The sequence below is a fragment of the Sabulicella rubraurantiaca genome (assembly GCF_017355885.1).
GTDB lineage: Bacteria > Pseudomonadota > Alphaproteobacteria > Acetobacterales > Acetobacteraceae > Roseococcus > Roseococcus rubraurantiacus.
The window spans coordinates 63,529-84,903 of record NZ_JAFEUU010000002.1; the positions used below are offsets into that span (position 1 = coordinate 63,529).

The following is a 21,375-nucleotide window of genomic DNA, read 5'->3' on the forward strand; positions in this document are numbered from 1 at the left end:
TCGCGGCATGACACGCTTCCGCTGCGTCCCGATGGATGCTCCCTCCGCCCGGCGCTTCCGCGCCACACGCCGCGACGATCGTGGCGGCACCGCCCTATCCCGCGTCGCGGACGGCCCCGGCTTTCCCTGCCGGCGCTGCCTGCGCCTCGCCCGGCCGGGCGAGGAGATGCTGCTGCTGAGCTGGGACCTGCCGCGCCCGCTGGGCCCCTACTGGACGCCCTCGCCGGTCTTCCTCCACTCGCAGGATTGCGAGCCCGGCGCGACGGAGGATGCGCTGCCGGAAACCGTGCTGGCGAACCCGCTCGTGTCCCTGCGCCATTACGATGCCGAGGGGATGTGCCTCTACGACCTTGGCCTCGTACTGCCGGGCGCGGAGGCGGAGGCGCCGCTGCGCGAGCGCCTCGCCGATCCGCGCGTCAGCTTCGTCAACATCCACACGGCGCGACCGGGATGCTGGCTGGCCGGCGTGGAGCGCGTCTAAAAACCGACAAGATCGCCGCCCTTCAGCTTCAGCATCTGCCGAGCTTCGTTGGGGGAGGCGATCTCGTAGCCCAGCTCCTCCAGGATACGGCGGATCTTCGCCACCTGCTGCGCGTTGCTGGTGGCCTGCTTGCCCGGCGAGATCCAGAGGCTGTCCTCCAGCCCCACGCGCACATTGCCGCCCAGCATCCCGGCCATGGTGGTGAAATTCATTTGGTGGCGTCCCGCCGCCAGCACAGACCACACATACTGGTCGCCGAAGAGACGGTCCGCCGTCTCCTTCATGAACATCAGGTTGCGCGGCTCCGGCCCGATGCCACCCAGGATGCCGAAGATGGTCTGCACGAAGAGCGGTCCCTCCACCACGCCGCGATCCAGCATGTGCGCGAGGTTGTAGAGGTGGCCCACGTCGTAGCACTCGAACTCGAAGCGAGTGCCGTGACCCTTGCCCAGCCGCTCCACGATCTGCTCGATGTCCTGGAAGGTGTTGCGGAAGATGTGGTTCACTGTCCGCTCCAGATAGGGCTTCTCCCAGTCATGCTTCCACTCCTTCACGCGCGCCGCGCTGCCGGAGATGTTGAAGTTCATCGAGCCCATGTTGAGGCTCGCCATCTCCGGCTTCGCCTGGAGCGGCGCGGCGAGGCGATCGTCCAGCGTCATGTTCAGCCCGCCGCCCGTGGTGATGTTCATCACCGCATCCGTGCTCTGCTTGATGACGGGCAGGAACTGCATGAACAGCGCCGGGTCGGGGCTGGGCTCGCCGGTCTGCGGGTCGCGCGCATGCAGGTGGATGATGGAGGCGCCTGCTTCCGCGGCTTCGATGCTGGCCTGGGCGATCTCCGCCGGGGTGATGGGCAGGTGCGGCGACATGGACGGGGTGTGGATCGCCCCCGTGACGGCGCAGGTGATGATGATCTTGCGGGCCATGGTCGCCTCTCCCTTTGCGTTTCCTCCGCGCATGGTGGCGCGGGGCGGGGCGGTTGCGAAGGGCCGCGTTGACGCGCTGGGCAGCGCGTGACACCCCGCCGCGATGACGACCGGACGCCGCGCCCTGCTCCTCGCCACCGGGCTGGCATCGCCCGCCTTGGCCGCTTCCCCTCTCCCGGGCGCCTTCCGCGAGGCCGAGGCGCTGGGCGGTGGGCGGCTCGGCGTGGCGGCGCTGGACACCGGCAGCAGGCGCCGCGCCGTGCATCGCGCGGAGGAGCGCTTCCCCTTCGCCAGCACCTTCAAGATGGTGCTGGCGAGCGCTGTGCTCGCCGCCGTCGCGCAAGGCCGCGCATCACTCGACCGCGCCATCCCCGTTTCCGCCGCCGACATGGTGCCGCACGCGCCGGTGACGGAGCGAGCGGTCGGCGGAACCATGACGGTCGAAGCGCTGTGCGAGGCGACGATGGTGTGGAGCGACAATCCAGCCGCCAACCTGCTGCTGCCCATGGCTGGCGGCCCGGCTGGTCTGACAGCCTTCGCGCGCAATTTAGGCGATCCCGCATTCCGGCTGGACCGGATCGAGACGGCGCTGAACCAGGCGACGCCGGGCGACCCGCGCGACACCACCACCCCTGCCGCCATGCTGGGCACGATGCAGCGCCTGTTGCTGGACGACGCGCTGCCGCCGGAGGGGCGCGATCGCCTCACCGGCTGGATGGTCGCCTGCCGCACAGGGGACGCAAAGATCCGTGCCGGGCTGCCCACCGGTTGGCGCTGCGGCGACCGCACCGGGGGCGGCGGGCACGGCACGAATAACTGCGTCGCCATCCTCTGGCCGCCGGGACGCGCGCCGGTCCTGGTCGCCGCCTACCTCACGGAAACCGCCCTGCCCCTCGCGCAGCGCGACGCCGCGCTGGCTTCAGTCGGAAGGGCAGTGGCGGAAGCCTGGGTCTAAGCGCCTTTCGCCGTCACTCGTGTCGCAACGCCTGGATGGGGTCGAGCCGCGCCGCGCGGCGCGCCGGCCAGTAGCCGAAGAACAACCCGGTCAGCCCCGACACCGCGACGGCCAGCGCCACCGCATCCCACTGGATCAGCACCGGCCACCCGCCAAAGGCCCCCAGCGTGTGCGCCAGCGCGATGCCCACCGCCACGCCGGCTGCTCCGCCCAGCAGGGCCAGCAGCACCGCCTCCAGCAGGAATTGCCGCAGGATGTCCTGCCGCCGCGCACCGACGGCGAGGCGCAGTCCGATCTCGCGCGTGCGCTCGGTCACGCTGACCAGCATGATGTTCATCACGCCAATGCCGCCCACCAGCAGCGATACCGCGGCCACGGCGGCCAGCAGCAGGGACAGGGTGCGGGCCGAGGCGTCGCGCGTCGCCGCGATCTCGCTCAAGTTGCGGATGTTCACCGTGTCCGGCTCGTTGGCGGCGACGCGGTGGCGCTGGCGGAAGAAGGCGCGCAGCTGGTCTTCCACCTCCGCCATGTCCTCGCCCTCCGCCACCTTCACGGAGATGGAGCCGACGGAGCGGGCAAAGGCGCGGCTCGCCCCCATGACGGAGCGGCGCGCCGTCCAGTAGGGCGTCACCACCACGTCATCCTGGTCCTGGCCCATGGGGTTCTGCCCCTTGCGGCCCAGCACGCCAATCACCTCAAAGGGCGTGGCGCGGATGCGAATCTCGCGCCCCACCGGGTTCTCGTCGCCGAACAGGTTCTCCGCCACGGTCTGGCCGATCAGGGCGACCTTGCGGCCCGAGTTGGCTTCCTCCTCCGTGAAGAAGCGGCCTTCCGCCACCACCCATTCATGGGCGACGAACCAGTCCAGGTCGGTGCCGTTTACCCAGGTGGACCAGTTCTGGTTGCCGTAGACGATCTGCAATTGTTGGCGGATCGTGCCGGCCGCCGCCTCCACGGCCGGGATCTCGCGCGGGATGGCCTGGGCATCGTCCCAGGACATGTTGGGCCGCTGCCCGGCGCCGAGCGAGACGCCGCCCATCCGCACGTTCGACCCCCAGACCAGCAGCAGATTCGCGCCGAGCGACTGGATCTGCGACAGCACCTGCTGCCGCGCCCCCGCGCCCACCGCCACGGTGACGATCACCGCCGCCACGCCGATGAAGATGCCCAGCGCGGTGAGCGCCGCGCGCAGCTTGTTGGCCGCGAGCGCCGACAGCGCCGCCAGTCCAGCCTCGGCGAAGGAAAGCCCGGCGCGGCCGGGCGGCAGCGGCGGAAGCGGCGTGGCGACGGGGCGCGCGGTGTCCCGTGTGATGACGTTCATGCGAAGGGCACCCCAATCATCGCCGCCGCGTCCACGGGCGAGTGCGTCTCGTCCTCGAAGAGGCGCCCGTCACGGAAGCGCAGCGTGCGCCCGGCGAAGGCCGCCACGTCCGGGTCATGGGTGACGCAGAGGATGGACACGCCCGAGCGGTTGAGCGCCTGGAACAGCGCCATGATCTCGAGCCCGGTGCGGCTGTCCAGCGCGCCGGTCGGCTCGTCTGCCAGCAGAAGCTCCGGACCACAGACAAGCGCCCGCGCGATGGCGACGCGCTGCTGTTGCCCGCCCGACAATTGGCTCGGTGTGTGATGCATGCGTGAGGCGAGGCCGACGCGCTCCAGCGCCATCTCCGCCCGCTCGCGCCGGATCTTCGGCGGAATGCCGCGATACAGCATAGGCATCATCACGTTGCTGAGCGCGTCGGAGCGCGGCAGTAGGTGGAAGGACTGGAAGACGAAGCCGATCTTCTCGCCGCGCAGCGCCGCCAGGCGCTCGGGCGAGAGAGTGCCCACCTCCTCCCCCGCCAGGCGGTAGGAGCCGCGCGTCGGCTGGTCCAGGCAGCCGATCAGGTTCAGGAAGGTGCTCTTGCCCGAGCCGGAGGGGCCCATGGCGGCGACGAACTCGCCCTGCCGCATGGAGACGTTCACGCCCTCCAGCGCTGCCACCACGCCCTCGCCCGAGGGGTAGTGGCGCGTTAGGTCGCGCGTCTCGATCAGTGCGTCCATCAGAAGAGGTTCCGCACCGGTGCGGGGCGGCCGGCGGAGCCCGAGGCGCGCTCCGTTCCGATCACGACCTGCGCGCCCTCGGCGATCTCGCCGGACAGGATCTCGGTGACGCTGCCGTCGGTCAGCCCGGTGCGGACCGGGACGGCGCGCGGCGCGGAGCCGTCGCGCTCCGCCACCCAGACCGTGCCGGCGGCGCCGCCGCGCCCGCCACTGCCCCCGCGCGCGGCGGCGAGACGTGCGCGCTGCTCTGGCGTCAGCACGGCGTTCAGCCGGGACTGGAGGCGCTGCCGCGCCGCCTGCATCCCCTGGCGCCGCGCCTCGGGGTCGCCGGGCATCGCCGCCATGCGCTCGCGCATCTCGGCCAGCGCGGCCTCCACCTCCTGCCGCTGGGTAGGGGTCAAATCGTCCATCTGGCGCAGCGCGGCGGCCATCGGGCTTTCCGGCGCCGCGCTGGCGGTCGCGGCGGATTGGCCGGCGGGGCGCCAGCGCAGCGCCGCGTTGGGCACGCGCAACACGTCGCGCCGCTCATCCGCCACGATGCGCAGCGTCGCGGTCATGCCGGGCAGCATGCGGCCATCATTGTTCGGAGCGGCGATGATGACGGTGTAGGTGACGACGTTGTTCACCGTGGCCGGGGTCAGGCGGATATCCTTCACCCTGCCGCGGAGATTCAGCTGCGGGTGCGCCGCCACGGTGAAGGTGACGTTCTGTCCGGGGCGGATGCGGCCAATGTCGGCTTCGTCCACCGTGGCCCAGACCTCCATCTCGTCCAGATTGGCGGCGATGGTGAACAAGGTCGGCGCCTGGAGCGAGGCGGCAACGGTCTGGCCCAGATCCACCGAGCGCGACACGACGATGCCGTCGATCGGCGAGCGGATCATGGAGAAGGAGAGATTCACCTCGACCTGACGCAGCACCGCGGCACGCTGCTCGGCCTGGGCCTCGGCGGTTTCGACCTGGGCGGCGGCGGTGCGGGCGGCGGCCTCGGCGCTCAGCTGGTTGGCCTCGGCCTGCTCGGCCTGGGCGCGCTGGTTCGCCAGGGTGGCGCGCGCGCCTTCGGCGGTGAAGCCGGCGCGGGCGGCGTCGCGCACGGCGCCGACGCCGGAGCGGCGAAGCTCCTCCGTCCGGTTGCGCTCGAACTCCGCGTCGCGAAGCTGCGCCTCCGCGCGCTGCACCTCGGCCCGGGCGGCGGAAACGGCGGCGCGGGCTTGGCCGGCATCGGCCGCCGCGCGCTCTGCCTGGGCGCGGGCCACCGCCACGGCGGCGCGGGCGGCCAGGAGGTCGGCCTGGGCGGCGGCGCGGCTGGCCTCCAGCTGCTGGGTGTCCAGCCGCGCGAGGGGCTGGCCGGCGGTGACGCGGGTGTTCCAGTCGGCCATCAGCTCCCGGATCTGGCCGGAAAGCTGGGAGCCGACGATGACGCTGTTCACCGGGTTCACCGTGCCGGTGGCGCTGACCACAGCGGTGATCGTCCCACGATCCGCCTCGGCGAGGCGCAGGCGCGGCCCCGCCTCTGCGGAGGCACCCAGGCCGAGCGCTCCCAAAGCGGGGGCACCCCACAGATAGGCACCACCCCCAAGGAGCGGCAGGATCAGGAGAAGGGCGAGTGGCCGGCGCATCGTGCCCCGCATATAGGGTGACCGTTGTAACAATCGTGTTGCTGGACAGGGAAGGAAGGTGACATGCGTCTCCTGGTTCTGGGTGCGGGCGCCCTGGGGGGGTATTACGGGGGCAGACTGCACGAGGCCGGTGGCGACGTGACCTTCCTGGTCCGCCCCGCTCGCGCCGAGGCGCTGCGCCGGGACGGGCTGCGGATCGAGAGCCCCTATGGCGACGCGCACCTTCCCGTCCGCGTGACGACCGAGCCCGGGTCCGGCTTCGACGTCGTGCTGCTCACCTGCAAGAACTACGATCTACCCGGCGCCATCGAGGCGGTGCGGCCCGCCGTGGAGGCGGGCGCGCTGGTCGTGCCAGTGCTGAACGGCATGTCCCATATCGGTGCCCTGCAGGAGGCCTTCGGGCCGGGGCGCGTGCTGGGCGGGCTGGCCAAGATCCAGGCGACGCTGACGCCCGACGGCACGGTGCGCCACTTCAATGACTGGCGCTGGCTGTTCTTTGGCCGGCTGGACGGCGCCCCCTGCCCCGTCTCGGCGGCGCTGGAGGAGGCCTTTGCCCCGGCGAAGGGTGTGGTGGCGAAGCAAGTGCCGGACATGGAGCGCCGGCTGTGGGAGAAGATCGTCCATCTCGGCACCTCGGCCATCGGCACGGTGCTGATGCGCGGGGACGTGGGGCGCATCGTGCGTGCCGGAGGGTCCCCGCTGCTGCAGCGCGTGCTTGAGCGCAACGCCGCCATCGCCGCCCATCACGGCCACCCGGTGACCGATGCCTTCATGACCGAATACCGCGCCCTGTTCAGCGACGCGGGCAGCGCCTACGCCACCTCCATGCTGCGCGACATCGAACGCGGCGCGCGCAACGAGGGCGAGGCGGTGCTCGGCTTCCTGCTGGAGGCGGCGCGGCGCGCCGGCGTGCCGGACGAGATTCACGAGGCGGCGCTACTGCACGCAAGGGTGCAGCAACCGGGCTGACTTCCCGCCCGGCTAGGTCGCCTCTCCGGGGGCGAGGTCGGGCAATGGGAATTCCACGCGCAGGACCGTGCCGTTGCACTGCTTCAACTGCGACGTGCCACCCAGATGCGCCGCGAAGCCACGGATCAGCGAAAGCCCCATGCCCTCCTCCTGGGTCTTGGGCAGGCCACGCCCGTCGTCGCGCACCTCCAGCACGGCCAGCCCGTCCTTGCGCCGCAACGTGATGTCGACGTGCCCTGTCTCGCCTTCTGCGAAGGCATGGCGGGCCACATTCAGCAGCGCCTCGGTCACGAGGAGGGCGAGCGAGGTGGCCTGTTCCGCCGGCAGGATCACGGTCTCCGCATCCACGACGGTTTCCGCTCCGGCGACCAGCTGGTTGGCCAGTTCGCGGAGCAGCGGCGCCACGAGCACGACGGTGCCGGCCCCTTCCGTGTCCAGGTGGCGGTGCAGCGTGGCGAGGGCCTGCACCCGGTCGCGTGCCGTCTCGAACTCGCCGCGCAGCGCCGGCTCCCCGATGCGGTCGCACTGCATGTTCAGCAGGGAGGCGACGATCTGCAGGTTGTTCTTCACCCGGTGGTGAATCTCGGAGAGGAGGCGGTCGCGCTGGCTCAGGGCCTTGCGCAGATCCGCCTCGCGTCGCGCGATGGCACGGGATGCGGAGGCGAGGGCCGAGCCGACATCCGACACCTCGGCCGGGTCCCAGGCGGTGGTGGGCGGGGCAAAGGCCGTCTCGGGGCGCCAGGCGCGCACCGCATGGGCCAGGCGGCGCAGCGGCCGGGCGCAGGACAGCTCCGTCCCGGCCAGGACGATGAACAGGCAGGTCAGGAGGAAGAAGGTCAACTCGGTGAGGCGGGTGAAGAGCTGGTTCCGCGCCTCGCGCTGCGCCTCTGTGGCCGGCACGGCGACCAGCACCCGCATTCCCCGATCGGGCGGCGAGATGGAATAGGCAAAGGCATCGCCCGCCGTGCTCATGCCGACCCGCGTCAGCCGCCCCGGCGCGTCGCCCAGCGCCGTCATCAGCGATGCCTCGGGCAGCCGGCCGCCCTGCCCCTCATTCTGCGGCGGGTAGGAGTTGTAGGCGGAATCGAGCAGCCAGGTGTGGTGCCGCGCCGCCTCCTCGCCACTCTCGGCGGTGAACCAGTCGGCGCGGATGGAGGCGCCCGCCACCGCGATCAGTGAGTCGCCTTCCAGCAGCGGTGCCGCGGCCGGCAACACGACGCGGCCCGATACGGGACCACGTTCGAACTTGCCGAGGACATAGCCGCGTTCTTGCTGCACGCGCCGCAGGAAGTTGGTGTTCACCGCCTCGCTGCCCTGCGTGCCGTGCGAGTTGCAGAGCAGCCGCCCATCCGGGTCGAGGAACCAAAGGTCGGTGTAGCGCCCGTCGAACATGCCACGCATCCGCCCCAGGATGCGGGCGCAATCCCCGATGCTGAGGCTGCCGAAATTCTGGAAGCGGGCCAGACCGCGGACGAGGTTCTCGAGGTCATTGAGGGCGAGGGCGTGACGCACCGCGTCGGCCTCGCCAATGACCGCTGCCCTCTCGGCGATGGTCGCGAGTGAATACTCGTATTTCTGCCAAGCGTTGGCCCCGGCGATGATCGCCACCGGGATTCCGGCGACCAGCACAAGCGCAACCAGCCTTGACCTGATGCCGGAAAAAATCATCCAGCCCAATGCGGCACTCCGTCCGGGCCGGGACGGCTCCTGTTCTATTTGCTCTTGGCTTGGTCGCGCTCGATCAACGCAAGAATCTCAGGCGGAATCGGTTCTTTCGCGACATCGTCGAAGAGCGAGTGAAGACCTCGTTGAAGCCACAGGTCAAACGCGGCGTCGGGCGAGGACCTCCGCCCCCGCCCGTTCGGCTTGCCATCGGGCCCCATTTCTGAGTGTGACCGTGCTGGCTTCTGTGGCGTCTCGCTCACCAACGCTCCCTTACACCGCGCCGCTGCGCCGCTCATCACCGGACAACATACGACGCTGAGGGGAACGTGGGGAAGCGGTCCGGCCGACGGAAGGCCGCTGCCCTGCACCCGGGCGCTGCGCCGCCGGCTCCTCGCCGAGCAGCCAAGCCTGGAGCTGCTTGCGGGCGCGGAAGACGCGGCACTTCAGCGTACCGACCGCGACGCCCAGCTGCTCCGACACTTCCTCGTAGGACATGCCCTGCACCGTCACCATCATCAGCGCGAGGCGCTGATCGGCCGGCAGCTTCGCCAGGGCATGGCGGAGCTCCTGCAGGGCGATGCTGTCTTCCTGGCCAGCGGCACGGGCGAAGGCATCCGCCGGCGCCTCCTCGACCTCCACCGTCTCGCGGCGGCGACGCATGTCGGACAGGAAGCGGTTCCGCAGGATGCGGCTCATCCAAGCCTTGAAGTTGGTACCGGGGGTGAAGGAGTGCTGCGCCGCCAGGGCGTTGGTGACGGCGGCCTGAACCAGGTCATCCGCGTCAGCCCGGTTGCGCGTGAGGGCAAAGGCCTGCTGCCGAAGGGCCGGAAGGGCCTGGACCATCAATTCATGGAAGGGGGTGCCGGGGTCGGTGGCGCCCATCTGGTCCATCACGGTAGGGGCCTTCGGGTCGCGCATCGGGATAGTCCTCTCCGTTCTCATGTCAGGGAAATACCGATGGCTGGAGGATCGTTGCGACGCAGCGGGAAGAAAATTTCCGATCTTTTCATCCAACGATGAAACCCCCCTTAAGCCTCCCAATTAGGAGGAGGAATGCATGTTCGACTCGTTCAAGCCCGGCCCGGCCCGGTGGACCAGCGCGGCCCGCAAGGCAGAGCGGGCACGGCTGACGCGCGCCTTGATGGTGCCTTCCGCCACTCCCACGACTTCCGCCGCTTGCGCCGTGGTCATTCCCTGCACGCCCACCAGCATCAGCGCCTCGCGCTGGGCCAGTGGGAGGCTCGCCATGGCGCGCGCCAGCTCGTCCAGCTCCAGCCGGTCACCCTGGCTCGCCGGGCGGCTTTCCTCCGGACGCTGCGCCTCCAACGCGCGGCGCTCGCGCCCCGCCTTGCGCGCTTGGCCGAGCCACACATTGCGGAGAATGGTGAAGAGCCAAGCCCGCAGCTCCGTCCCCGGCTGGAATTGCGATTCGGCGCGGAGCGCGCGAAGGATCGTCTCCTGCACGAGGTCATCCGCCGCGGCGGCGCTGCGCGCCAGCGTCCGGCCATAGGCGCGCAGCGCCGGCAGAAGCCGGGGCAGTTCTGGGCGGATGGAGAAGGAATCCATTCGCCGTCTAATATCTCTCACCGATTGCCGTTTCAGGAGTCCCCCCACCTATGACTTCCCTGCCCGATGCCGAGCTGATGCAGGCCCTTCCCTATGCCCGCCGCTACGCCCGCGCCCTCGCCGGCAGCCAAGCCGCGGGGGATGCGATGGTGGCCGGTGCCCTGCGCGCCGGTCTCCCCGAGCTGCCCGGGCGGCTTGCCCTCTATGCGGGGGTGACACGCCTCGCCGGGACAGAGGCGCCGCCCGGCCGCCTGTCAGCGCTGGAGCGGCAGCTTCTGCTCCTCACCTCGCTGGAGGAGCTGGAAGTGGGCGAGGCGGCGCGGGTCGTGGGCATCGAGGAAGCGGAGGCGCAGCGCCTGCTGGAGCAGGCGCGCCAGAACCTGCGTCAGGCGACGGCGACGGATGTTCTGATCATCGAGGACGAGCCGGTGATCGCCATGGACTTGCGGATGCTGGTGCAGCGCTGCGGCCACCGCGTCGTCGGCGTGGCATCAAGCGAGACGGAGGCCGTGCGGCTCGCGAATGAGCGCCCGACCGGCCTCATCCTCGCGGACGTGAATCTCGGCCGCGGCGGCGACGGCATCAACGCGGTCCGTCGCATCATGCAGAGCGTGAAGGTGCCGGTGATCTTCGTCACCGCCTATCCCGAGCGGCTTCTCACCGCCGAGGAGGTGGAGCCGGCCTTCATCATGTCGAAGCCCTTCGATCCGCTCACCCTCGCCATCTCCACCTATCAGGCGGTGACGGCCGGCCATATGCCCATCGACTGAGGGTGACCTCGGCCGGTTTCTGACCAAGGCTTCGTGAATTGGCAGGCGGCCCCCGCGGGGGCCGCCTTCCTTCCGGTTTCCGGCAATTTGGGACGGGGCCCGATCAACCTCTCCTCGCGGCGCAGCGTTCCGCCGGCACGGAATTCCCGTGAGGAGAAGGCAGATGTTGTACTGGTCGCTCGTCTTCCTCGTGGTGGCCATCGTTGCGGGCGTGCTGGGTTTCGGCGGCATTTCCTCGACAGCCGGGGGCATCGCGCGGGTCTTGTTCTTCGTCTTCCTGGTGCTGTTCGCCGTGTCCCTGCTCACTGGGCGCGGCTTCGCCGCTTGACCATGCTCAGACGCTCCTTTCTCCTCGCGGGCTTCGCGGCGCTGGCCGCCTCCCCCGCAATCGCGCGCTCGCCGCGCGGCCTCTGGTTCGACCCGACGCAGCTTCCTTCCTACACCGGGAGGCTTGAGCGCTGGCTGATGGATCCTGCCGGCGAGGTGACGCGCGCCCTGCTGCGCGAAGGGACGCAGATCATCTTCCCCGCCTCGGAGGCAGAGGCACTGATGGGCGCGATCCAGCAGGACCATACCCTGACCGCCTATGGCGTGCGCGCCCGCACCGCCCCCGTGGTCATCATGCTCGCCTGGGCGCGCAACGACCGGGAGCCGGCGAATTTCGTCGCCAACCCGTCCTGGTTCGCCTCCGACCGCCGCGGCTCGGAGGAATTGTCGGTTCAGGGCCGGATCCGGGCGCCGCTCCTCTCCCCCCAGGGAGAGCCGATGGGCGTCATCACGGAGGAAGGCCACATCGTCCGCCTGCCCGTGGGCATGAATGACCGCATCGACTGGCTGCGGCCCGGCGAGGCCGTGGCTGCGGCCGGCCTTGGAACGCGGCGCGGCGAGACGGTCGCCCTCGATGCCGTGCGGCTGGGGAGGGAACCCGACAAGCTCGAACCCTTGCCGGAGGAAAACCGCCAGTGAGTGAAGCCCGCACGCCAGCGGACCAGGACGAGACCAAGACCGGCGCTCTTCCAGAGGCAGAACTCGTCAAGCGGCCGATGGCCGCCTTCTGGAAGCTCACCAAGGCCTGGCTCACCGCACCGGACCGGGGCAATGCCCGTTGGCTCATCTTCGCCCTCGTCCTGCTGACGGTGGGACAGGTCGCGGTGCAGATCCGCCTCAACATCTGGAACCGCGACTTCTTCAACGCGCTGGAGAATCGCGACTTCGCGGCCTTCCGCTGGCAGATGGTGGTGTTCCTGATGCTCGCCGTCGCGGCCATGGCCGTGGCGGTGTACCAGCTCTACACCAAGCAGCTCATCCAGCTGGCTTGGCGCGAGTGGCTCACCAAGCGAATCTTGGAATCCTGGCTGCACGAAGGGCGCCAGTACCAGCTGGAGATGGCCGGCGCCTCGGCCGACAACCCCGACCAGCGCATCGCCGAGGATATCCGCGTCTCCGTAGACCTCGCGGTGGACTTCGTGGGCGGGCTTCTGACCTGCTCCATGATGCTCGCGGCCTTCGTCGGCATCCTCTGGACCATCTCGGGCCCGCTGCATCTGGGCTTCATCGGCATCGACGCCTCGATTCCCGGCTACATGGTTTGGGCGGCGCTCACATACGCCATCATCGGCACCACCCTTACCCTGCTGGTGGGGCGGCCCATGGTGGGGCACAACTTTGCGCGCGTGGCGGCGGAGGCGGATTTCCGCTTCGGCCTGACCCGCGCCCGGGAATCCGGCGAGGGCATCGCCCTGATCCGTGGTGAGGCGGATGAGCGGCGGGGGCTGGAGAAGCTCTTCGGCAATGTGCGGGGCGCGGTGCGGCGCCTCATGCGATCGCAGCGCAACCTGATGTATCTCACCAGCGGCTATCATTCGCTGGCGATGATCTTCCCGACCATCGTGGCCTCGCCGGCGTACTTCTCAGGCGCGATCACGCTGGGCGGGCTGATGCAGATCGGTGCCGCCTTCGGGCAGGTGCAAAGCTCCCTCTCCTGGCTCGTCGATAGCTTCCCGCGCATCGCCGAGTGGCGTGCGGCGGTGAACCGCATGGTCAATTTCCGCGAGGTGGTGGAGGAGCTGGACGCACTGGTGGCCGACCCCAGCCAGCCCACCATCACGGTCACGGAGGGCGACCCCGACAGGCTGGTCTTCAACGGGATCGAGGTCGCCTTCGCCAACGGCACCACCGTCATCCAGGACGCCACCGCCGAGATCCAGGCCGGCGAGCGCGTCCTGATCCAGGGCGAGAGCGGCACCGGCAAGAGCACGCTGTTCCGCGTCATTGGCGGGCTATGGCCCTGGGGCGCGGGCGAGATCATCACCCCGCCGCGCGAGACGATGATGTTCATGCCGCAGCGACCCTACCTGCCGCTGGGCACGCTCAAGGAGTCGCTCTGCTATCCGGCCGGGCCGGACAAGTATGACGACGAGGATTGCCGCAAGGCGCTCGAGCGCGTCGGTCTGGTGCGCCTGCCCGAACGCCTGCACGACGAGGAACGCTGGGACCGCGTTCTCAGCCTCGGCGAGCAGCAGCGCCTCGCCTTCGCGCGGCTGCTGCTGCACCGCCCGGCCTGGATCTTCATGGATGAGGCAACGGCGGCGCTGGATGAGCGTAACCAGGACGCGATGATGCAGATGGTGCTGGACGAGCTGCCAGAGAGCGCGCTGGTCTCCATCGGTCACCGGCCGGGGCTGGAAGCCTTCCACACGCGCACGCTGAAGCTGCAGAAGGCCGAGGGAGGGGCCCGCCTTACCCGTCCGCCGCGCCCGCCGCGGCAGCAGCCGCGCTGGAAGATTCCGGGCCTGAAGAACCCGCTGAAGCGCCGGCCGCGCGTGCCGGTGTGATCAGCAGCGCCGCTCCACGGTCGAGACCGCGGCGGCGCTGCCACGCAGGCTGAACGGCACGCGGCCGCGCCCGGTCAGCAATTCCAGGCTGGCGCCGTTCCGCAGCGCCGCCAGCAGCGGCGGCGTCGCCTCCCAGGCCAGCAGGCCATCGCGATCTGGGGGCGGCGCGGTGAGGTGGAAATCCTGCCCGTCCACGCGCAGCAGCAGCAGGTGGCTCGGCGGGAAGCGCTCACTTGCCGGATCGAGGCGCAGCCTCACCGCGCCCGGGGCGGCACAGGCGATCTCAAGGCACATTCCTTCTGGCACGCAGATTCCGGCGGCCGTCGGGCGCCCGGATTGCGGCTTGACGCGCCAGGCGGGGTCCAGGGCACGAACCGGCTCGGCGCGACGCGGCGCCGAACGAGGCCGCACGCCCAGCCCGCTGCACATCTGCTCGACGCAGGCCCGGTAGCGCGGGTCGTCGGCACCGTTGGACTGGGCAAGGCATGACCAGACGCAGCGCTGCTCGATCATCGGGTCAGGCTGCGCGGCCGCCGGCATGGCAGTCGCGCAGAGAAGGAAGGCGAAGAAGAAGCCAGCACGCATGCGGCGCCCTTTCCGTCGGAACATCCTTCCGAAAAGGGAAGCACCGGCACGCCGGTGCTGCAAGGGAAAGCGCGCTCAGCGCCCGGTCATGATCCGCTCGACCAGCTGCTTCACCGTCGGCACGAAGCCGTTGGAGTAGAAGGGGTCGGACCCGAAGCGGTAGGCGTTGTGCCCCGCGAACATCAAATTGTCCTCCAGGCTGCCGTCATGGGCGATGTCCTGGAGCGTCTTCTGGATGCAGAAGGAGCGCGGGTCGGCCTTCTTGCCGTTATCGTAATTCGGCTCGTGCTGCGACCAGTTGGAGAAGCGGCACTGGCTGAGGCAGCCCATGCAGGCCACCTGGTCCGCCAGGATCTCGCGCGACTTTTCCGGCGTCACGAAGATCAGGGTGGAATCCGGAGTCCGCATCGCCTCGGTGAAGCCGGCCTCGGTCCAGGCCTGCGCCCGCTCGCGATCCGCCGGGGCCAGCCAGACGAGGCGCTTGCGGGGGCCGATGCCGAACTCGGCCGTGTGCTCTCCCACCTTCTCGGAAGAATAGGCGACCTGCCGCTCGCTGCGCGCCTCGAGCTCCCGCAGGAAGTCGTTGCGGACGGCGGAGGAGTAGAAGCCGGTCGGCGAGAAGGGCTGCAGCAGCACGTCGCCGGGCTTCAGCTCGGTCAGCTTGCGCTTCCACGCATCGCTGATCGGGGATTCACGGGTGAGCAGCGGGCGGGTGCCAAACTGGAAGGCGATCGGCCCGAGCTCCGGGTTATCGATCCAGTCCTCCCATTCCTCCAGCCACCAGACGCCGCCGGCCATGATGATGGGGGTGTCGTCCAGGCCGAAGGCGCGCATCTGCTCACGCAGCTTGCGGACGCGCTCATAGGGAGCCTCGGGCTTGCGGGGGTCCTCGCTGTTGGACAGGCCGTTATGGCCGCCCGCCAGCCAGGGATCCTCGTAGACCACGCCACCCAGCCACTCGCTCACCTTGCTGTAGGAGCGCTTCCACAGCGCGCTGAAGGCACGGGCGGAGGAGACGATGGGGTAGTAGTGCACGCCGAAGTCGCGCGCGATCTCGGCCAGCTTGTAAGGCATGCCAGCACCGCAGGTGATGCCGTTGATGATGCCCTTGGCCCCCTCCAGCACGCCGCGGATCACCCGCTCCGCCCCACCCATCTCCCACAGGATGTTGGCGTGGATGCGCGCCTTGGGGCCGCCGACGTCGCGGGCCTCCTTGGCCTGCGCGATGCCGCCGGCGATGCCGTAGGCCACCAGCTCCTCCTGCCGGTCCCGGCGGGTCTTGCCGTGATAGACCTGCCGGATCGTCCGGCCCTCGGCATCGTAGCTGTCGGCGTTGACGGCGCTGAAGGTGCCGACGCCGCCCGCGGCCGCCCAGGCACCGGCGGTGAGGCCGTTCGAAACGGCGACGCCCTTGCCGCCTTCCACCAGGGGGAGGACGTCCACACCGCCCATCCGGATCGCGTTGATCGCCTTCACTTCGCCAAGCCTTGCCGTGTCATGTTTCGGTATATGTCACTCGCATGACCGGGACCAAGGCCAGGAATGCCTCGGTCCCGGATTTTCATGCGAGGTCAGTCGTCGCGGCGCTCGCGGCGGGGGCGGTCGCCCCGATCGCGGTCACCGCGGTCACGGTCGCCACGCTCGCGGCGGGGCCGGTCCTCGCCGTCACCCTCGCGCGGCTCGCGCGGGCGGCGCTCGCCGACCTGCTCGGTAATGTCGGCGCCGGTCTGCTGGTCCACGACGCGCATGGACAGCTTCACCTTGCCGCGGTCATCGAAGCCGATGACCTTCACCTTCACCGCGTCGCCTTCCTTCACCACGTCCGTGGTGCGGTTGACGCGCTCATTGGCCAGTTCGCTGATGTGGACGAGGCCATCCTTCGCGCCCAGGAAGTTCACGAAGGCGCCGAACTCGGCGGTCTTCACCACCTTGCCGTTGTAGATCACGCCCACCTCCGGCTCGGCCACGATGCCGCGGATCTTGTCGATCGCGGCCTGGGTGGCGTCCTGGCTGGTCGAGGCGATCTTGATCGTCCCGTCATCCTCGATGTCGATCTTGGTGCCGGTCTGCTCGACGATCTCGCGGATCACCTTGCCGCCCGTGCCGATCACCTCGCGGATCTTGTCCTTGGGGACATTGATCACGGTGATGCGCGGCGCCGTGGCCGCCATCTCGCCGCGGGCGCCGCTGATGGCCTTCGCCATCTCGCCCAGGATGTGCAGCCGCCCGTCCTTCGCCTGACCCAGCGCGGTGCGCATGATGTCAAAGGTAATGGAGGTGATCTTGATGTCCATCTGCAGCGCGGTGATGCCCTGCTCGGTCCCGGCCACCTTGAAGTCCATGTCGCCGAGGTGGTCCTCGTCGCCCAGGATGTCGGACAGCACGGCGAAGTCCCGGTCCTCCTTGATGAGGCCCATGGCGATGCCCGCCACCGGCCGCAGCAGCGGGCAGCCAGCGTCCATCAGCGAGAGCGAGGTGCCGCACACCGTCGCCATGGAGGAGGAGCCGTTGGACTCCGTGATCTCCGAGACGACGCGCAGCGTGTAGGGGAACTTCTCTGGCGCCGGCAGCACGGGGCGGATGGCGCGCCAGGCCAGCTTGCCGTGGCCGATCTCGCGACGGCCGGGGCTGCCCATGCGGCCCGTCTCGTTCACCGAGTAGGGCGGGAAGTTGTAGTGCAGCATGAAGCGCTCGCGGTACTCGCCCACCAGCGCGTCGATCACCTGCTCGTCCTGGCCCGTACCCAGGGTCGCGACGCAGAAGGCCTGCGTCTCGCCACGGGTGAAGAGCGAGGAGCCGTGAGCACGCGGCAGCACGCCGACCTCGGCCATGATCGGGCGCACGGTCTTGGTGTCGCGGCCGTCGATGCGCAGCCCCGTGTCGAGGATGGCATTGCGGACGACGTCGGCCTCGAGATCCTTCAGCATACCCTTGGCAGCGGCGGCATCCAGCCCCTCGGCCTCGAGCGCGGCGACGACGGCCTTCTTGGCCTCGCCCACCTTGCCCTGGCGAACCAGCTTCTGCGTCTCCTTGTAGGCCTCGGCCATGGAGGAGCGGCCCAGCTCGGAGATGCGGGCCTTCAGCGTCGCGACGGCCGGATCCTCCTCCGGCAGCGTCCACGCATCCTTCGCGGCCACCTCGGCCAGGGCGATGATGCCCTCGATCACCGGCTGGAAGCCCTTATGGCCGAACTCCACGGCGCCGAGCATCACCTCCTCGGAGAGCTCCTGCGCCTCGGACTCGACCATCAGCACGCCCTCGGCCGTGCCGGCGACCACGAGGTCGAGCTGCGACAGCTTGCGCTGCGGCAGGGTCGGGTTCAGCACGTACTGGCCGTCCACGTAGCCGACGCGGGCGCCGCCGATCGGGCCGAAGAAGGGAATGCCCGAGAGCGTCAGCGCGGCGGAGCAGCCGACCATCGCCACCATGTCGGGGTCGTTCTCGCCGTCATGCGACAGCACGGTCGCGATGACCTGAACCTCGTTCCGGAACCCCTCGGGGAAGAGCGGGCGAATCGGACGGTCGATGAGGCGGGAGACGAGGGTCTCGTGCTCGGAGGGCCGGCCCTCGCGCTTGAAGAAGCCGCCGGGGATCTTGCCCGCGGCGAAGGCCTTCTCCTGGTAGTTCACGGTCAGAGGGAAGAAATCCTGGCCCGGCTTCACGCTGCGGGCGCCGACCACGGTGCAGAGCACGATGGTATCGCCCAGGCGCGCCATCACGGCACCATCGGCCTGGCGCGCGACCTTGCCGGTCTCCAGCGTCAGGATCTGGCCGCCCCAGGGAATTTCCTTGCGGAAGTAGTTGTCGAACATGCGTCGTCCCAATCTTCGCGACGCACGGCAAGGTGGCAGTCCGGACGCGGCCCGCCCCGGTTGGGAGGCTCTCGGCGTCTCGGGGCGCATGGGGGGCCGGGCGCAAGCGCCGCGGCGGGTGCCATGTGGCCGGAAACGCCGCCAGACCCGTTACCGGAAGGGGAGTGCCTGGAGGCTCTGCGAACCCGCCGCGATCGCGGGGTTGCGCCGCCGGGCACGCCGGTCGGCGGCGGGTATATGGACCGGATGGGCCGCCGGGAAAAGGGGAAAGCGCACCGGGCCTTGCATCGCGGCCCGGAAGCCCCCATAAATCCGGCCTGAACACAACCCGGTCCTTAGGGGGGTGGCCTTCCGGGGCCGCCCTTTTTGTTTGCCCGATCGAAACATCATGACGCCCGAACGCCCCCCAGTCGAACGTCCCCGGCACGAAGGGCTCGACGCCCGCATCGCCGACCTCGTCGCCCCGACGATCGAGCACATGGGCTACGAGCTCGTGCGCGTGCAGGTCAGCGGCAAGGAACGCCCGGTCGTCCAGATCATGGCCGACCGCGCCGACGGCACGCCCTTCACCGTGGAAGACTGCGAGCAGATCAGCCATGCGGTCGGCGCCGTGCTGGACGTGGCCGACCCCATCAAGGCCGAATGGACGCTCGAAGTGTCCTCGCCCGGCATCGACCGCCCGCTGACCCGCGCGAAGGACTGGGAGCGCTTCGCCGGCCACGTCGCGACGGTGGAGATGCTGGTGCCGCTGGACGGGCGCAAGCGCTTCCGCGGCATCGTGCTGGGCGCGGATTCTGAGAATGCGCGACTCCGCCTGGACGAGGGCGGCGACATCACCCTCCCCCGCGCCGGCATGCGCCGCGCGAAGCTCGTGCTCACCGACGAACTCATCGCCGCGGCCGCGGCGCAGACCCAAGGGAAGAACTGACATGGCCCTCGAGATCGCGCCTCCGCGCCCGGAGTTCCTCCAGGTCGCCGAAGCCGTCGCGCGCGAGAAGATGATCGAGAAGGAGGAGGTGCTGGAGGCGATGGAGCTGGCCATGGGCCGGGCCGGCCGCCAGACCTACGGCATCAACAAGGACATCCGCGCCGAGATCGACCGCAAGAACGGCGCCGTGAAGCTCTCCCGCTGGACGCTGGTCGTCGAGGACGACGCGGTGGAGGACGAGGAGACGCAGATGCCGCTGCGCATCGCGCAGAAGGTGAAGCCCGGCATCCAGGTCGGCGAGTACATCGTGGACCCGCTGCCGCCCATCGATTTCGGCCGCATCGGCGCGCAGACCGCGAAGCAGGTCATCGTGCAGCGCGTGCGCGAGGTGGAGCGCAAGAAGCAGTTCGAGGAGTTCAAGGACCGCGTCGGCGAGATCATCAACGGCACGGTGAAGCGCACCGAGTACGGCAACCTGATGGTGGAGCTGGGCGGCCGCGCCGAGGCGCTACTGCGCCGCGACGAGACCATCCCGCGCGAGGCCTTCAAGAATGGCGACCGCGTGCGCGCCTATATCTATGACGTGCGGGAGGAGCCGCGCGGGCCGCAGATTTTCCTGTCCCGCACCCATCCGGGCTTCCTCGCCAAGCTCTTCGCCCAGGAAGTGCCCGAGATCTACGAGGGCATCATCGAGATCAAGGCCGTGGCCCGCGATCCCGGCTCCCGCGCCAAGATGGCGGTGATCTCGCGCGATGCCTCGATCGACCCCGTCGGCGCCTGTGTCGGCATGCGCGGCTCGCGCGTGCAGGCGGTCGTGGCGGAGCTTCAGGGCGAGAAGATCGACATCATCCCCTGGTCCTCCGACATCGCCACCTTCATCGTGAACGCGATGGCGCCGGCCGAGGTCAGCAAGGTGGTGCTGGACGACGAGGGCAAGCGCGTCGAGGTGGTGGTGCCGGATGAGCAGCTCTCCCTCGCCATCGGGCGCCGTGGCCAGAATGTGCGCCTTGCCTCCCAGCTGACGCGCTACGACATCGACATCCTGACCGAGGCGGGCGAGAGCGAACGCCGGCAGGAGGACTTCCGCAAGCGCTCCGGCCTGTTCGTCGAGGGGCTGGACGTGGATGACGTGATCGCGGGCCTTCTGGTGACGGAGGGCTATGGCTCGATCGAGGAAATCGTGGAGGTCGATGACGAGGAACTGGCCTCCATCGAGGGCTTCGACGAGAACATCGCCGCCGAGCTGAAGCGCCGCGCCGTTGCCTTCCTGGAGCAGAAGGAAGTCGAGGCCGACCAGAAGCGCGTGGAGCTCGGCGTCTCGGACGAGCTGGTGGAGCTGGGCTCCTTCTCCGCCGCCATGCTGGTGACGCTGGGCGAGAAGGGCGTGAAGACGCTCGACGATCTTGCCGATCTCGCCTCCGACGAGCTTGTGGAAATGCTCGGCGAGGACCAGATGGACGAGGAGACGGCGAACGCGATCATCATGGCCGCGCGCGCCCACTGGTTCGGGGAAGAGGGTGAATCCCAGAACGGATGACCCCGACCGCGAGCGGGGTCCGCTCCGCCGCTGCATCGTCACGCGCGAAACCCGCCCGAAGGAGGAGATGATCCGCTTCGCGCTGGGACCGTCACGCGAGTTGGTTCCTGATCCGGGTGGACGTTTGCCTGGCCGGGGACTATGGTTGATGGCGCAGGACGAGGTTCTCCTGAAGGCCCTGAAGACAGGCGCCTTCTCGAAGGCGGCGCGGGGGCCGGTCCAGGTCCCGGACCAACTGGCAGCGCTGGTGGTCCGGATGCTCCAGGCCCGCATCCGCGACTTCCTCGGTTTTGCTCGCCGCGGCGGGGAGGCGGTGGCCGGACGGGAGGCGGTGCTGGAGTGGCTCAGGACGCGCGAGGTCGCGTTCCTGCTCCAGGCTTCGGACGGCAGCCCGGCGGAACGGGATCGGCTGGTGGGCAAGCGGGACATCCCGGTCTACACCCCCCTCACCGGTGCCGAGCTGGGGTCCGTCTTCGGCAGGGACCGCGCCGTTCACGTCGCGGTGTTGCCGGGACGCCTGGCGGGTTCATTGCAGGCAGAGGCGGCGCGACTGGCTGGCCTCTTGCCCGCAGGGCCGGGATCGCCCGCGGCGGAAGCCGCGGGGCGAGGGTCCCGGCCGCAGGAGTTTGGGCCGGATGCGCCGGCGGCAGGGGCCGCGGACGCGAATCCGGGCCTCGATTGATAGGTT

The 21,375-nt window shown here is 69.7% G+C and carries 20 protein-coding genes; 10 read left to right on the forward strand and 10 right to left on the reverse strand.

The genetic code is table 11. The annotated features are described in order from the left end of the window. Positions 1-7: 7 nt before the first annotated feature. Positions 8-481 carry a DUF1203 domain-containing protein gene (locus JTJ31_RS04305; protein WP_207537390.1) on the forward strand — a complete coding sequence of 158 codons (474 nt, stop codon included), beginning with the start codon at positions 8-10 and terminating at the stop codon, positions 479-481. On the opposite strand, the gene JTJ31_RS04310 is transcribed toward JTJ31_RS04305, so the two are convergent. Next, complete coding sequence (locus tag JTJ31_RS04310; RefSeq protein ID WP_207537391.1) at positions 478-1,407, reverse strand: beta-keto acid cleavage family enzyme; 930 nt, start codon at positions 1,405-1,407, stop codon at positions 478-480. The genes JTJ31_RS04305 and JTJ31_RS04310 overlap by 4 nt on opposite strands. Before the next feature lie 103 nt (positions 1,408-1,510). On the opposite strand from JTJ31_RS04310, the gene bla reads away from it, so the two are divergent. Then, complete coding sequence (gene bla / locus JTJ31_RS04315; protein ID WP_207537392.1) at positions 1,511-2,362, forward strand: class A beta-lactamase; 852 nt, start codon at positions 1,511-1,513, stop codon at positions 2,360-2,362. Positions 2,363-2,375: 13 nt separating this feature from the next. Here bla and JTJ31_RS04320 read toward each other — a convergent pair whose 3' ends face one another. Genes JTJ31_RS04320 through JTJ31_RS04330 form a run of 3 tightly spaced genes read right to left on the reverse strand, consistent with a single transcriptional unit; the run spans position 2,376 to position 6,021 of the window. Continuing rightward, the gene (locus JTJ31_RS04320; RefSeq protein ID WP_207537393.1) at positions 2,376-3,683 is read right to left on the reverse strand and encodes an ABC transporter permease; all 1,308 of its coding nucleotides are present in this window, start codon (positions 3,681-3,683) and stop codon (positions 2,376-2,378) included. Then, the gene (locus tag JTJ31_RS04325) at positions 3,680-4,405 is read right to left on the reverse strand and encodes an ABC transporter ATP-binding protein (RefSeq protein ID WP_207537394.1); all 726 of its coding nucleotides are present in this window, start codon (positions 4,403-4,405) and stop codon (positions 3,680-3,682) included. The genes JTJ31_RS04320 and JTJ31_RS04325 overlap by 4 nt, the downstream gene beginning before the upstream one ends. Beyond that, positions 4,405-6,021: an efflux RND transporter periplasmic adaptor subunit gene (locus tag JTJ31_RS04330; RefSeq protein WP_207537395.1), complete on the reverse strand. Its 1,617-nt coding sequence runs from the start codon at positions 6,019-6,021 to the stop codon at positions 4,405-4,407. The genes JTJ31_RS04325 and JTJ31_RS04330 overlap by 1 nt, the downstream gene beginning before the upstream one ends. Positions 6,022-6,084: 63 nt before the next feature. Between JTJ31_RS04330 and JTJ31_RS04335 the strand changes: the two genes are divergently transcribed. Further along, entirely contained in the window at positions 6,085-6,990 is a 906-nt protein-coding gene (locus JTJ31_RS04335) for a 2-dehydropantoate 2-reductase (protein WP_207537396.1), read from the forward strand. Positions 6,991-7,002: 12 nt separating this feature from the next. Here the strand turns inward: JTJ31_RS04335 and JTJ31_RS04340 are convergent, their stop codons facing one another. The 3 genes from JTJ31_RS04340 to JTJ31_RS04350 all read right to left on the reverse strand — a co-directional run bounded on the left by JTJ31_RS04340 (position 7,003) and on the right by JTJ31_RS04350 (position 10,221). Further along, the gene (locus tag JTJ31_RS04340) at positions 7,003-8,619 is read right to left on the reverse strand and encodes a histidine kinase dimerization/phosphoacceptor domain -containing protein (protein WP_207537397.1); all 1,617 of its coding nucleotides are present in this window, start codon (positions 8,617-8,619) and stop codon (positions 7,003-7,005) included. Positions 8,620-8,925: 306 nt separating this feature from the next. Next, the gene (locus JTJ31_RS04345) at positions 8,926-9,537 is read right to left on the reverse strand and encodes a sigma-70 family RNA polymerase sigma factor (RefSeq protein ID WP_207537842.1); all 612 of its coding nucleotides are present in this window, start codon (positions 9,535-9,537) and stop codon (positions 8,926-8,928) included. A gap of 159 nt (positions 9,538-9,696) precedes the next feature. Next, positions 9,697-10,221 (reverse strand): sigma-70 family RNA polymerase sigma factor, encoded by a 525-nt coding sequence (locus JTJ31_RS04350; RefSeq protein ID WP_236019884.1) that lies wholly within the window; start codon positions 10,219-10,221, stop codon positions 9,697-9,699. Positions 10,222-10,271: 50 nt separating this feature from the next. Here JTJ31_RS04350 and JTJ31_RS04355 point away from each other — a divergent pair, with 50 nt between their 5' ends. The 4 genes from JTJ31_RS04355 to JTJ31_RS04370 all read left to right on the forward strand — a co-directional run bounded on the left by JTJ31_RS04355 (position 10,272) and on the right by JTJ31_RS04370 (position 13,825). Then, positions 10,272-10,991 carry a response regulator gene (locus tag JTJ31_RS04355; RefSeq protein WP_207537398.1) on the forward strand — a complete coding sequence of 240 codons (720 nt, stop codon included), beginning with the start codon at positions 10,272-10,274 and terminating at the stop codon, positions 10,989-10,991. A gap of 163 nt (positions 10,992-11,154) precedes the next feature. Continuing rightward, positions 11,155-11,319 carry a DUF1328 domain-containing protein gene (locus JTJ31_RS04360; RefSeq protein ID WP_207537399.1) on the forward strand — a complete coding sequence of 55 codons (165 nt, stop codon included), beginning with the start codon at positions 11,155-11,157 and terminating at the stop codon, positions 11,317-11,319. Continuing rightward, the gene (locus JTJ31_RS04365) at positions 11,316-11,957 is read left to right on the forward strand and encodes a hypothetical protein (RefSeq protein ID WP_207537400.1); all 642 of its coding nucleotides are present in this window, start codon (positions 11,316-11,318) and stop codon (positions 11,955-11,957) included. Before JTJ31_RS04360 ends, JTJ31_RS04365 begins: the two co-directional genes overlap by 4 nt. Beyond that, complete coding sequence (locus JTJ31_RS04370; protein WP_207537401.1) at positions 11,954-13,825, forward strand: ABC transporter ATP-binding protein/permease; 1,872 nt, start codon at positions 11,954-11,956, stop codon at positions 13,823-13,825. Before JTJ31_RS04365 ends, JTJ31_RS04370 begins: the two co-directional genes overlap by 4 nt. Here JTJ31_RS04370 and JTJ31_RS04375 read toward each other — a convergent pair whose 3' ends face one another. From JTJ31_RS04375 to pnp, 3 genes are all read right to left on the reverse strand, one after another. Next, positions 13,826-14,410 (reverse strand): hypothetical protein, encoded by a 585-nt coding sequence (locus JTJ31_RS04375; RefSeq protein ID WP_207537402.1) that lies wholly within the window; start codon positions 14,408-14,410, stop codon positions 13,826-13,828. 75 nt (positions 14,411-14,485) lie between these two features. Next, positions 14,486-15,886 carry an NAD(P)H-dependent flavin oxidoreductase gene (locus JTJ31_RS04380; RefSeq protein WP_207537403.1) on the reverse strand — a complete coding sequence of 467 codons (1,401 nt, stop codon included), beginning with the start codon at positions 15,884-15,886 and terminating at the stop codon, positions 14,486-14,488. 95 nt (positions 15,887-15,981) lie between these two features. After that, entirely contained in the window at positions 15,982-18,222 is a 2,241-nt protein-coding gene (gene pnp, locus JTJ31_RS04385) for a polyribonucleotide nucleotidyltransferase (RefSeq protein WP_207537404.1), read from the reverse strand. Between the two features lie 388 nt (positions 18,223-18,610). Between pnp and rimP the strand changes: the two genes are divergently transcribed. From rimP to JTJ31_RS04400, 3 genes are read left to right on the forward strand one after another with little or no spacing between them, the layout of a single operon-like run. After that, a complete protein-coding gene (gene rimP / locus JTJ31_RS04390) occupies positions 18,611-19,150 on the forward strand; it encodes a ribosome maturation factor RimP (protein WP_207537405.1) in 540 nt (179 codons plus the stop codon). 1 nt (position 19,151) lies between these two features. After that, entirely contained in the window at positions 19,152-20,687 is a 1,536-nt protein-coding gene (gene nusA, locus JTJ31_RS04395; protein WP_207537406.1) for a transcription termination factor NusA, read from the forward strand. Continuing rightward, positions 20,668-21,369 carry an RNA-binding protein gene (locus JTJ31_RS04400; protein ID WP_207537407.1) on the forward strand — a complete coding sequence of 234 codons (702 nt, stop codon included), beginning with the start codon at positions 20,668-20,670 and terminating at the stop codon, positions 21,367-21,369. The genes nusA and JTJ31_RS04400 overlap by 20 nt, the downstream gene beginning before the upstream one ends. Positions 21,370-21,375: the final 6 nt, after the last annotated feature.